General features: G+C 64.8%; 8 protein-coding genes. 1 reads left to right on the top strand and 7 read right to left on the bottom strand.

Annotated features, from left to right (window positions below):
• Positions 1-1235: 1235 nt before the first annotated feature.
• The 3 genes from AC6F7H_RS13930 to AC6F7H_RS13940 all read right to left on the bottom strand — a co-directional run bounded on the left by AC6F7H_RS13930 (position 1236) and on the right by AC6F7H_RS13940 (position 3063).
• Complete coding sequence (locus tag AC6F7H_RS13930; protein ID WP_500757321.1) at positions 1236-2072, bottom strand: protein kinase domain-containing protein; 837 nt, start codon at positions 2070-2072, stop codon at positions 1236-1238.
• A gap of 70 nt (positions 2073-2142) precedes the next feature.
• Positions 2143-2586, bottom strand: coding sequence for a glycine-rich domain-containing protein (locus tag AC6F7H_RS13935; RefSeq protein ID WP_500757322.1), 444 nt, complete (start codon positions 2584-2586; stop codon positions 2143-2145).
• Positions 2587-2832: 246 nt separating this feature from the next.
• Positions 2833-3063: a hypothetical protein gene (locus tag AC6F7H_RS13940; RefSeq protein ID WP_500757323.1), complete on the bottom strand. Its 231-nt coding sequence runs from the start codon at positions 3061-3063 to the stop codon at positions 2833-2835.
• A 125-nt stretch (positions 3064-3188) separates the two neighbouring features.
• Here AC6F7H_RS13940 and AC6F7H_RS13945 point away from each other — a divergent pair, with 125 nt between their 5' ends.
• Positions 3189-4529, top strand: a complete 1341-nt coding sequence (locus AC6F7H_RS13945; protein WP_500757324.1) for a helix-turn-helix domain-containing protein — start codon at positions 3189-3191, stop codon at positions 4527-4529.
• Here AC6F7H_RS13945 and AC6F7H_RS13950 read toward each other — a convergent pair.
• From AC6F7H_RS13950 to AC6F7H_RS13965, 4 genes are all read right to left on the bottom strand, one after another.
• Positions 4507-5040, bottom strand: a complete 534-nt coding sequence (locus AC6F7H_RS13950) for an NUDIX hydrolase (RefSeq protein ID WP_500757325.1) — start codon at positions 5038-5040, stop codon at positions 4507-4509. The genes AC6F7H_RS13945 and AC6F7H_RS13950 overlap by 23 nt on opposite strands.
• 807 nt (positions 5041-5847) lie before the next feature.
• Positions 5848-8541 carry an NACHT domain-containing protein gene (locus AC6F7H_RS13955; protein ID WP_500757326.1) on the bottom strand — a complete coding sequence of 898 codons (2694 nt, stop codon included), beginning with the start codon at positions 8539-8541 and terminating at the stop codon, positions 5848-5850.
• Positions 8542-9158: 617 nt separating this feature from the next.
• Entirely contained in the window at positions 9159-12614 is a 3456-nt protein-coding gene (locus tag AC6F7H_RS13960) for a DEAD/DEAH box helicase family protein (RefSeq protein ID WP_500757327.1), read from the bottom strand.
• 106 nt (positions 12615-12720) lie between these two features.
• Positions 12721-13071 (bottom strand): hypothetical protein, encoded by a 351-nt coding sequence (locus AC6F7H_RS13965; RefSeq protein WP_500757328.1) that lies wholly within the window; start codon positions 13069-13071, stop codon positions 12721-12723.
• Positions 13072-13147 lie beyond the last annotated feature (76 nt).

Consider the following 13147-nt stretch of genomic DNA (forward strand, 5'->3'; position numbering starts at 1 on the left):
CAACCACCGCCGGATCAGGGCTTGCCCGAACTGCTCGGCAAGCCGTCATCGCGGCTGTTGAGTCAGGTCTATCGGCCGAACTGGACAGGTGTGCGGCACACAGCTCCGGGCTCCCGTCGGACGGGCAACAACCTTCATTCGCGTCCCGCCGGGCGGGCCCGTATCGCTGCGCGCTCACCGCCAGTCGTCCTTTCTTGTCGTCCGGGCAGTGCCTCAATAGTCTGGAAAATCGCCGGTTTGGGTAACCGGCGATCGTCGGCTATGTTCAGCCGCCCTGTTTCGGAGGGCGCCCGTGCCACCCCACCACTCGCCCCCGACTACGCCCCCGACCGCGAAGGGGCGACCACGGTCACGGGCGCATAACGAAGGCGCCGACTTTTCCACAGGCTCAACCCTGGACTGGCCAACCTGTGGATAAATTTCGCCGACTGCCGGAACGAATAGGCGGCAATGCGCCTATAAGTGCCCGAAGTGGTGTCGAAGCGGCGGAGCCGATGGGGAAGGCGCGGGCAGTGCATGACCGCATGACGCACCAAGGCACAGCGCGCCGGAGCTGTTCAGAGTTTCTTTACTGGATCAAGGCGGCCCGCCTACGGCGGTCCGCGCGCGCTGGCGGCCAAGGGCCGCCGCCGCTCCTTGTCTCCGCCACCGCTGCGCCGGCCCCCACCCGCTCAGCGCGCAGCACCAGCAAGGCGGACAGCCAGACCAGGAAGCAGCCCGACCAGTCCGAGCACCAGGACCAGGCCGACACCGACCAAGCGGGGCCCCTCCACCCCACCGGCCCACGCTCCGCAGCCGACAGAGCGCAAAGCCGCAGGCACGCCCATGCGTAAGGCATCTGCGTCGACAACGCCCAGGCCGGGATGGTGGCGAGGGCCGTGACGAATCGAAGAAGCGTGGCTGAGGTCGGCGGGGGGTTGCTGGAAACACACGTGACGGGTGCTCGGTCGGCACGCCCGCCATCGTGGCTGACTTTCGGTGGCTCAGGTCAGAACTGGGATTCAGGTCGCCGGACCGCAACAGTGATCCTCTCTAACTCAGCAACAGGGAACCGGAGTTGCAGCCGCACCCGCATCCGAGCACGCCGACCGCCCCGGTACCATCGGCACCGGGGTCCTGATCAGGGATTCCGCGACCGGACCACCCCGGATTGCTGTCCAGGCTGAGGGGTGGTCCGGCCTCTTGTTGTTGGCCTCCGTCGCATGAGGCGCGGAGGACGAGCCGTGGGTTCGGGATTAGCTCAGGGCCTTACCCACTTCGTAGATGGTGGGGCGGTCCTCCGGGGCAGTGCTGAGCATCGCGTCGATCAGTTCGCCCAGCTCACCGGGGACTTTCACACGCCGTCGCCGACCGCTCGCCACCGCCTCTCTTTGCACACGGCGTGGAGCGTCGTCGGGGTACTCGACCACCCGCCAGCCTGTGGCGGAGATGAGCAGGGAGGCCCCGAGGGCGTAGATATCGGCTGCCTGTGTCGGTTTGGCTTCTCCAGTGGCGAGCACGCTGCGGGCGATCTCCGGTGCCTCGTAGTGGACGAGGCAGCCGCGGAACGGGAAGTCGTACCCCTCGGGGATGCGTCCGCCCTGAGCAAGGGCAAGGTCGATCAGATGGGTTCGGTCCGGCCCGATGATGAAGTGGGCGGGCTGCACATCACCGTGCGTCCAACCCTTCGCGTGAAGTTCCGCCAGCGCTTCGACGCAGCCCAGCGCCACGCCGGTGTGCGGTTCGACGGACGAGTCCCGCTCACGGCACGGCTCCCACAAGCGGTACAGATCCGGCCCTTCGTGCCACGGCTGAAAGTTCCACGTTCCGCGTTCCCACTCGCCATACGCGACGTCGTCGAAGCCGAGGCGATACAGAACGGCACCCTCGCGTGCGGGCGCAAGAGCGGTCCAAGGCTGGGCAGTCCAGTCGGGCGTGGCATCGATCGGATATCCGAGCTTCACGGCGTACCGCCCTCGATGGCTCTCCACCTCCCACACTGTGGAGCCCCGGCGGTTGATGACCAGGTGCTGCGCCGTGGGCATGAGCGCGTCGAGCACCACGATCGGCAATTCAGGGGTCGGGCCGGACAAGGGAGCCTCTCCTTCCTGGCGAGCGCGGCCGACCATGAGCACAGGCCGGCCGCGTCGCTGTTGTCGTGTGTTACGCCTGGCCGTACGGTCGCCCGCAGTCGGAGTCGCACTGCGCGAGGTTCTCACCGTTCACGGTCCAGAGGTCGTCGAAGACCATGAATCCGGCGGCCTTCATGGCGCGAGCGGAAGCAGCGACCTCCTCCGGGTCGCGGGCACCCCCGCCCGGCCTCGGGTTGTGGTGCAGGAAGCGGCCCGCGTACTGCTCGCAGAGTTCGGCGTACTCCTTCGTGTGCAGGATGAGCGCGTGCAGGCCGAGGTCCACGTCGTCCGAGGGGACCATGGGGACGGTGGCGGTGGCCGCCGTGACCAGGAACGCGACTGCCTGATCCGCGATCCGCCGGGCCCTCTCGGGCGACTGCCCGTTGTGGGCGACCACGAAGTGGGCGAGGCTCTCGAACAGCTCCTCGCCAGCCACCGCGCGACCGGTCCTCTGATCGTTCGCCGTTGCCGTCATGCTCAATCTCCTTGTATGAGACGGTGTGGGGCATTTACCGCCCGCTTTGATCGCCGAGTCCTGCCCGGTTACGACCAGGAGCGGGCTTGGAGGACCGCCCCGGACGGGGTGGGGAGCCTGTGAATCGGCACCGTCCGGGGCGGTCGGTCTACTGGCGGATGCTGAGAGCCATGCCGATCACCAGGCCGCACGACCCGCTGACCATGACGATGAACAGGACTCCCGCGTACCGCCCGATGGCGCGCATCACAGCCCATCCCGGCTGTTGCCGTTCTTGATGGCCAGGCGTGCGCTCAGCTCTTCGCGCGCACTCGGCGCCACCACGTTGTCCGGCATGGCATCCCACTCCGTGCCGCCACCGATCGGCCTTATCTGCACCCGGCCGCCGACCTCACCCATGACGACGCCGAGACGTCCCTTGGCACTGTCCTTCGCCAGTTCACCGATGCCTGGTCTGGTCTGCTGGTTGCTCGCCATGCAAGGAGCATCGCGATTCAGGGACCACGGCTAAAAGGTCAGGCTGATTACCCAACTTGGGTAACATCGCGGCAAGTAGAGAACCAGCGACGTTGCGTAGCCCTCGAAGTGTGGGAGCTTGCCCAATGCCCGACGCCGACCGGCCGCAGGAACTGCCTGCCAGGCTGCTCACCGATCCCGAGATGATCAGTGCGTGTCGAGTGCGGGACTTCGCGAGGGTCTTCCGACTGATGAAGACGAGAGCGGGTATCTACCCGTCGATGATCGCCAGGCGTTGCGAGTTGACGCCCAGCCGAGTCGGGGAAGTGATCGCGGGCCGCCGCCAGCTGCTGCACATGGACGTCATCGAGCGCATCGCGGACGGCTTGCGCATCCCGGGACACATGCTCGGGCTGGCCCGACGTCCGTGGGAAACGCCCCAGGCTCTCGTCGTCACCGAGCGCGAAGCACCGCAACAGCCGGACCCGGAGCAGCAGACGCCGGAATCCCTGCCGAGTCCGGATGTGGACAGCATCTTGGCCCTGGCTACCCGGACCAGCCTCAGCACAGCCACGCTCGAAGCCTTCCGTGCGTCGATCGAGGACTACTGGAAGCGGGACAACCAACACGGGGGCGAGGCACTGCGGCCGGCCATCGTCGGCCAGTTGCGCTACGTCGTCGGCCTCTTGAAGGAGAGCCGAGCGCCGGCGATCCAGAACGGCCTGTACGGAGTTGCCGCGGAGCTGGCACGCCTCACCGGCTGGACCCATTTCGACGCCCGCCAGTACAACCAGGCTCGCGCGTACTTCACAGAAGCCCTGCAACTGGCGAAGGAGATCGACGATCGCCAGTTCATGGCCAACGTCCTCGCCTGCATGAGCCTGCAAGCCACCTACCAGGATAAGCCAGCGGACTCCCTTGCCCTGGTGACCGCCGCGCAGGACCAGGCCCGTTCTTCTCTCGGCACGACGCCACGCGTCCTGTCCATGCTCTCCATGCGTGAAGCCTTCGCCCACGCCACTCTCGGCAGCCGAGACTCCACTCACCGGGCGATCGGGGAGGCGCACCGTCACTTCGAACAGATCAGAGCGAGCGACCCCGACCCGTCCTGGGTCACCTACTTTGATGAGCCCAAGCTCCTGGTCGACACAGGCATCGCTCACGGACGGTTGGGCGAGGCCGCGACCGCCGAACCCTTGATCGCGGATGCGCTGCGCAGAGAGGACCGCAGTAACCAGCGCGGCCGTGCGTTCCACTCGTTCTGGTTGGCGAGGACACAGCTGGACCAGGGCAAGCTTGACCAGGCGTGTCATACGGCCACGGAGGCCCTGGAGTCTGCTTCCACGGTGTCCTCGGAGCGAGTGACAGGGCATCTCAGGGAGTTTTACGACCAGTTAGCCCCGAGCAGGCAGGAGCCCGTAGCCCTGGCGTTCGAAGCGCGGCTACGGGCACTCCTCCCACCGGTCAGCGGATCGCCTCATCCATGAGCAGATACAGCAGGCCGACGAGCGATCCACTGCTCACGATCTCCCGGCGGTCTATCATCCCGCGCACCTCTGCGAGGGGGATCCACTCGATGCGGTCGGACTCGTTCTTCTCGGTGGGCGGTCCGGCATACGTGGCGCCGTCGATGCGGAAGACGTGGTGCTGTGAGTCGGTGATCCCGTTGGCCGGCTCGGCGTAGACCAGGGGCTTGATGGCGCCGGGGCGGTAGCCCGTCTCCTCCAACACCTCGCGGGCCGCCGCCTCTTCTGGCGTCTCGTCGACTTCCACCAGGCCCATGGGCAGTTCCCAGGCCCACGACTCGGTGATGAAGCGGTGTCGCCACATCATCAGGACCTCTTGGCGGTCGTTGACCACAGTGGCCACAGCCAAGTGCCGCAGGCGGACGACGTGGTACTCCCACCTGCGTCCGTCGGGCTGCTGGACGTCGACCAGACACAGATTCACCCAAGGGTTGGTGTAGATCTGTCGCTCACCGTGGGTCTTCCACTCCATACCTGCGGCCCCTCTCGATCGGTCTTCAGGATCTCAGACTGCTCCGGAGGAGGGTGCTGGTTCGACTCTTTTCGCGTCACCTTGACGAGATGGCCTGCGAGTGACCCGCCTTCTGGCTGAAGCGGCCAGGTGCTAGGAGGCGGGACCCAGGGAGCAGCGGCAGGGGAGATGAGGCGAAGCCCCAGCTTGGGAAGCTGCGGCGATCAGGGATCTGCTGTGGCGTTGACCTGCTGCAATGCAGGGTGCGTTGCCGTTTCGGGTGCCGTTGCTGTCACCGTGATTCCCTGCTGTTTCCCGCCCGTTGTGGCACGACTGTGGCACGCGTCCGCCCGAAGCCGCGCGATGAATGACGGGCCAAGCGCTTAGAAGGTGCTTGGTGGTCCGAGCCATATACGGCCTCTGACCTGCGGTTGGCAGCGCTGTGATCGATCGGCCTGGGCAGCTTCGACGCGCATTCGACGGAAGCCAGTGACTGCTCTGGGGTGGCGGGAGCGCCGGTATGGGTGCTGTGGCTGCGGCACCACTGATGCGGACACCCCGGGCCGAATCTAGACTGAGACAGCCAACACCAAGCGATACACCGCAGGCAGACAGGCCGAAGGGTCGGGCACGGCTTCGCTCGACGTGATCCCCGCCGCGCCGGGGCACTGCGGCTAACCCGCGCTACGGACATCGCAGCCGGATGGTGCTCCAACGGCCGCTCGCCCTCCCGCGGTTCGCATGATCATGTGCAGGACATCGTGCGACTATGCCGAAGCGTTGATCCCCGAGCCGTCATGCGACGGTGCTGTGATGGTTCTGTTCGGGTCACTGCTCGTCGAACTTCTCCGTCAGGTGGAGCCGCACCTTGAGGCGCCCGCTCGCGTTCACCTTGTCGAGGATAATTTTTCCTTCCTCCTGCATCCTGCGGACGAAGTCTTGCCAGGCGTCGAGACCGTAGGCTCGAATCCAGTTGAACCGGTTGTCCTTGTCCGGAGCATACTCGCGTGAGCTCACGATTATCGGTCCCCGGGCAAGGGCGATGTTCGACTTGAAGTAGTTGTCGACCTCGCTAACGTCGTAGGCCGTGTCTTCAGGTAGCCCGAGCACGTGCTTAATCCTCGACTGCCCGACCGCCAATTCGCCTTGCGTCAGTACCTCGAGTACCTGCTTGTAGGAGTCCCCCACCAGAGCGGCACCCGACGACTTCGACAGGTCCACTCGATCGACATGGCCGGAGGTCAACAGGAGTTCAACACCTGGCCCCACGGTCAGATTCTGGATGTGTGCCTCCTGGAGCGTAACTCGGCCAGAGCCGCTGAGTTCCAGATTCTCGACTGTGATCCGACGCGCAGTGCGAGGGGCGTCGCCTGCCCCGTAGACCCTCGCCCACAGCTCGCCCAGGCTGATCATCCCGGACCGACGCTGGTTATAGGGCTCTGCCGCGTTTACCTTTTCCTGCAGCGCCGTGATCAGCGCGTTGGGCGCCCTACGATGCTCGGATTGCCAGATGGAATTGATCAGCTGCGCGCAGAGCGCCGAGATGGGAACGCTGAACAGCAGGGCGGCCGCCTGGTCGAGCGGTAGTCTGGCGACCTGCCGGGCAAGGAATTGTTCGGCGATCGCGAGGTGGGTGAACTTGAACGAGAGTTCTTCGTCCGCCCATTCGGCACTCATCCCGCACAACGCTATCAGCCGGCGCTTCTCTTCCTTGGTGAGGTCCCGGCCCAGAGCTTGAGACGCTGCTAGCTCTAGGTCCTCTTCGGAGACCTCTGCTACGGCGTTTCGAGCTATCATCTCTGCAACTTCGGAGAAAATGTCGGCCAGCACTTCGGATCCGAAGAGCTTTACACTTCCTTGGCCAACCAGTTTGCGTCGTTCCCGCTGCAGATAGGTCTCGACGACGAACTGCAAGAACTCGGATGTCTTCTCGGATCGCACCCAGGCGGCGAAGGCCAGGCAGAAGAATGGCGTAGTCAGAAGTTGTCGGATCTCAGGAGACTTATTCGCTCCCGCTTCATCGACAGACAGGTGATCGGTGAGCTCCCGCAGCTGCGTGGGCTGCCACGGCAGTAGTTCGAGCGTTGTCACGTACGGCGGCCAGTCCAGGGCGGCGTGAAGGTCAAGACTTTGGCGAAGACGGGCTTCGGAGTAGCTTGAGCGCGCCGACAGGATGACTGTCCCTCTGCCCCGCAGCTCGTCCAAGATGGGCTTCAGGCCGGTCAGCGGATTATCGTAGGTTCGGAAGCCGAGCAGCTCGTCAAAGCCGTCGATCACCAGGATGGCGAGACCCGCGCGGCACAGAGCCAGCACAGAGCTCTTGTCGAGGATCTTCGTCCGTGCCAAGCGAGCGTCGAGAAGCGTGTCGAGGCTGTTCGCACTGGCTCCGCTCGATGAGATGTAGATCGCAAGGGGGGTGAGCTCACCGCGGTGGGAGAGCGACTCCCGAGCAAACTGCAGCAGGCTGTGCGTCTTGCCCGATCCAGCCTCCCCAGTCAGCGTGATGAGGTTCGTGTACGAGCTGTAGAAGCCGGTCTGGTCGGTGATCTGTTCACATGCCTGGGTGATGGTGACATCGGTGCCATCCCCAACGATGCGGACACGGGACGGCACATGACGGACGTGCTGCTTGAGATCCGGGAACAGCTCCTCCTTGATCAGGCTCTCAAGCGCGACCTGCTCCTCGAGTTCCTCCAGAAGCCGTTCCTTGAGGAGCTCCCAGTTGCAGATCTCTGCCAGAAACGCCTTATATGGTTTGAATCCTGAATCTGACTGCCAAACTCGAGCATGATCGGCATTAAGTGCAAACCGGTCGACGCGCCGGATCGTGCCATGGGAGGTGCGCAGATCCCACCGCACCGTGATCGGATCAGGCGGAGAGACCAAGGTCTGTATCGAATCTCTCTCGGCGAATCCGCGGAGATCCTTCCGAATGTCCAGCGCAAAGTTCTCAAGCAGCCGGTCGCCGCCTTGCAGCCCCAATTTTTGAAGCGCCTCCAGGATCTCCGGTCGGGTGACGTCGGTCGCCGACCCACGGCGGGGCCAATAGGTCGCGAACCCCCCGGAGTAGTCGTGCAGGGCGGCGAGCTCACCATTGATCAGGATGAAGAACGGCTCCAGTTGGGGGACGTGCCCGTGCTCATAGATCATCACGATATGGTCCGCATTGTCTGAGACCACCCGATGGAGAGCACTGAGGTCCACGTTCTCCGGGTCGGGACCGCCGTGAAACACCTGGTTGCGCATCTGGCGGACCGATGTGCCCGTAGCCACCTCGGTATTGACGCTGTCCGCGACGTCAAGGGCGGCGGACTGACAGACATCACAACCCAGAGAACCGCGCTGCAGATTGATGTAGCGGGACCATACATCGAGGGATCCCGGTGTGGACAACGTGGTTGGTCCCCCGGCAGCGGCAGCACAGAGCAGCCCCAGCACCCGCAGCTGAAACTCAACATGAGCCAGAGTCTTAAGCGGCGCCTGCTGTCGGTCCGGCGCTGCAATAAGGTCCGCGATAGTCACGTCGTCTCCAGTGGGCGCGGGCGCGAATCGGAGCATCATTCTCACACGTCAACCCCGGCTATCGACCGTCAACCCCGGCTTCGACGTAGGTAGTCGCGGTGACGCCCGACAGCACGGGGGATGCCGTCGACCTGGATGACGGTGGCCTACGACTTGATGCGCGGTTGAGTGCAGGTCGCAGCCGGCTGAGTATGTCCAGGACTAGCTTCGCTCTTGCATGACGGCTCGTCCGGTTCTTCCGACACGCCGTTTCGACTTCACGGTCGATGGTGGCCAGACCGATGATCCAACTGTCACGTCAGGACGGCGCCTAGTTCTACAACTCCGGGGGCGCTAGGCTCTCGGGCAATGCAGCAGGTCCGGGGCTCTCGCGTGTTTGACCATCGGATTGGAGACGGGGACCCGGGATGACTTCTCGATGACCACTGGGGCTTCTTTGGCTGAGATGCGAGTAGGAACACGCTTAATACCCGCCTGTGTCGACTGTGGCTGACCTCTACGTCTGGTACAGCTGGGTTGCGTCCCGAGGTGATCTCTATATGGCGCTGCTCTCACGCAGTTAGGTACACACTATGAGTGATTTGCGCGGGAAAACCACCAGCGTGCAACAGGTGTCCTTACGCCGTCACGGACGGCGGCAGGTCGGCCCCGTCGTTGAAACGGCGGATAACCTCGACCAGCGGGACCGGGTCGGGGAATATTCCTGAGACCCCGGAGGGGTCGTCCCGGTTGAACGGGTCTTCCCACAACAGGCTGGGGTCGAGCTCGCCGTTGTCGGTCAGGTGGTCGATGACCAGGCGCACGAAGTCCTGCTGAGCGCGAGTGGCACCCGTGTTTTGCAGGAACATGGCGAATGCTTCCTCGACGGCCTCACGTTCCAGGCCGACAAGGGAACGGATGAACCTGCCCAGGCCGTGGGCCTTCTCGGCGGCGGCGTTCACGTCGGCCTCCGTGCCGATCTGGGCGTCCACGAGCATGCGGCCTAGCTCGTCCAGATCCTGCTGGGTTAGGGGCTTGTTGCGGCGCAGCTTTTGTAGGGCCAAGTTGGTCAGGTGTCCGGCGAGATACGCCCGGGCCTTCTGGCGGAACCGCTTGGCGTTGACGCCCTTAGCCGCGGCGGTCAGCTCGACCTCGCCCACCTCGCCTATCTCCTCGACCAGATCGGTGTAGACGATCTTCTGCTGGGACTTGGTGATCAGCCCGACCAGGCTTCGTATCCGCAGGCGCGCGACCTCCAGCATGGGAGCGGTAACGTCCTGCCACCACTCCTCGCCGGCTAGGTCGTCCAGCAGCGCGGCCTGAGTGGCGATCTGAGGCACGTCGCGATTCTCCAACAGCGCCGAGGCGATTGCCCGCACATTCTCCCGCACCCGTGCCACGTCCACATCCGCACGCAGGGTGCCCAACTGGAGGGTGAGCATCATCAGGTCGAACCGCTTGGCTTTCTCGTCGGTGCCGTCCCCGCGGTCGGAGGTGGGCAGGTCGCCCAGGTTCTCGATCAGGTCGCCCAAGTCCTGGGGGTCGGCGGCGCGGATTTTCTCGCGCGCCCAGGCCTCCCGGTTGGCGTAGGTCTCCACCCAGGAGTGGTGCTCGCGCACGATGAAGTTGTCCAGGTTCATCCCGGCCACGGTCTCGTGCAGCCGCACAGCAACGTCGTCGCGCAGCCCAGCCAGTTCCTCGCTGGGCTCGTCCAGAAGGCCGATAGTGCGCAGCAAGTCCACACGGGTGGCGAACATTCGCGCGTGCAGAGACTTGGCTACCCGCCCCTCGGCGTGGGGCAGATCCTGGTTGAACCACTCGGCGTTGCCCAGCAGGTCGAAGACGAAGAAGTCCTCCTTGTCCTGGCCGGGCCCGTACAGGTCGGGGCGCAGCCGGGTGCCGCGGCCAATCATCTGCCAGAACTTCGAGGAGGTGAACACACGCTTGAAGAAGACGAGGTTGGCGACCTCAGGCACGTCCACGCCAGTGTCGAGCATGTCGACGGTCACGGCGATGTCGGGCTGCTTGGCCGCATCAGAGAACTCATCCAGGGTCGTCTGCGCGCGCTGGTCGGAGGAGATGATCACGCGCGCGGCCTTGCCAGCCAGGTGCGGGTAGGCGCGGTCGAACCGTTCTACGATGAACCGGGCGTGCAGTTGGTTCTTTGCGAAGATGATTGTCTTGGCGATCCGGTCACCGCCCTCGACCCGGTGGCCCTTCTCCATCAAAAACTTCAGGGCCTTGTCGACGGTGTCGGTATTGAACAGCCAGTTGTTTAGGGCCTCGCCGTCCACACCGTCAGGCGGCTCGACCTCCTCACCCCAGTCCAGTGCGTCCCACTGGTCCTTCTCTTCGTCCGAGAGCTGCTCGTAGCGCACGCCCTGGCGGGGGAACTTCAAGGGCACGTCGATCACCCGAGGGGGCACGAGCCACCCATCCTCGATGGCCTGGTCCAGAGGGTAGAAGTCGGTTGGGATGCCTTGTTCGAGCCCGAACAGCGAGTATGTGTTGCGATCGACCTCGTCCTTGGGGGTGGCAGTCAGGCCCACTAGCAGCGAGTCGAACCACCGGAAGATGTGCTGGTACTTCTGGTACACCGACCGGTGGGCCTCGTCGATGACAACGAGATCGAAAAACCCCGGCCCGAACTTGCGGGTCCCGTCGTCCTTGAATTCGTTGATCTCGTTCATCATCTTCGGGTACGTGGACACGTAGATACGGGCCTTCTCAGCCTTGTCCGCCTCCCGTAGGTCCACGGCCGGCACGTCCGGCAGGTTCTTGCCGAACGCACGCACCGCCTGACGCACCAGCGCGTCCCGGTCAGCCAGGAACAGCACGCGGCGCACCCACCCGGCCTTCAAGAGGGTCTCGACCAGGCCGATCACCGTGCGGGTCTTGCCCGTACCGGTGGCCATGACCAGCAGCGCCCCCCGCTGGGCCTTGTCGTCGAAGTCCTCGGCCACCGCGCGGATCGCGCGGCCCTGGTAGTCACGGGTGGCGACCTTCGCAGTCCGCTCGGGCAGCGGCACGCCGTAGATCACCCGCCGGTTCTTGCGGCGCTGCTGCATCCACTCCAACTCATCCTTGGTGTAGAAGCCCGCGACCTTCCGTGGCGGGTATCCGGGCCCGTGCTGGTAGCCGTCGTCGTCGTAGATGCGGTGCTCGTTGCCGTTCGTGGTGAAGATGACCGGGCGGCGCCCGTAGATCTTCGCTAGGCCGTCGGCGTACGTCTCGGCCTGCTTGAGACCGTCCATCGGGTCTCGGCTAGTGCGCTTTGCCTCCACGACGGCCAGCGGCAGCCCGTCGTCGCCCCACAGCACGTAGTCGGCATATCCCGTGCCACCGTTCGCCGCCGCCCCAGGCACCGGGAACTCTCTGTCCCGAACCTCAGCCAGGGGCCAGCCAGCCTCGGCTAGCAAGTCGTCGATCAGGTCGGTGCGGGTGGTGGCCTCGTCGTAGTCATGCGTGTCCGGCAGCTTGGAGTTGGCCTTCTTGGCCGCCAGCGCGGCGCGGACCTTGGCCAGCTCGGCTTCCAGTGAAGCGTTCTTGGCCCGTTCCGCCTCCAGGGCATTGGCCTTGGTTGCAAGCTCTGCGTCCAGGGCCTCGATCTCCACGTGCGTCTTGCGCGCCTGGTCCTGCTTCTGCGCCGCAGTCTTGGGCACCGGCAGCGCGGCCGGGTCGAACGTCAATGAGGACGGGATCGAGCCGGGGTACTGGGTGTAGGTGCGCGCCAGCCAGTACAGGCTGTGGAAAAGCGCGCGCAGGGAGGCCACCGCGTGCTGCACCGTCACCTTCGTCATCGTGGTGTCGTGCGCCGCGCGGTTCCCGGTCCGGCGCACCAGGTGCATCTTGTCCAGCAGATCCGGGCCGGCCAGGGCCTTGAACGTCGGCTCGGCCAAACGGCCGTTGAGGTCGTTCTGGTAGGGCGTAACCAGGGTGCCGTCGTAGGCGTACAGCCATCCGACTGCAGCCTCCAGAGCGCGACGGGAGTAGATGCCAGAGGCGTACGGGTCGAAGCGGGCGTACTGCTCGGCGCGGTCGGCCAGCTGGTGCAGGACAGGCCATTCGGCCTTGACGAACTCGAACGTGCCCACCCTTGGCACTCCCCCATGCATGCGTGTGAAGTTGACAGGAGTAGTCAACCAGTCCCTACCCCACGGTCACTAGGCCTGACGGACCATGACGGGCCGAAAGCCCGATTCACTCCCCATGCGCCTGTTCCAGCAGGCTCTGATTGGTCTGCTTCGCCAGGTCCCACAACGGGCCTGTCGTGACGATCTGGGGTCCTAGGCCCCGCTTGGACGGCGAGGCCAGGTAGGCGGTGCGCACCGCGTTGCGGTAACCGAGCACAATCCACAAGTACCGACCCTGGTACTCGCACCGCCAGGCACTGGAGACGAATCGACCCGTGTCCCTGCGGGCCTCGACCGCCATCAACTCCCACACCGCAGGGTCGAAGGCTTCGATGACATCCTGGGGCAGCGCGCGCTCTGCGGTGCGCTGCTCCAGGTGAGCCACATCCGCCACGACCTGGGTGTTCGATGAGATCACTTGTCGCACCCGCTCAAAAAGGGCTGCAGGGCCGGTGTCTATGTGGAACCGGACAGTGCGTGGCGACACGTCAACG

This window comes from Streptomyces sp. MMS24-W38 (assembly GCF_059889265.1).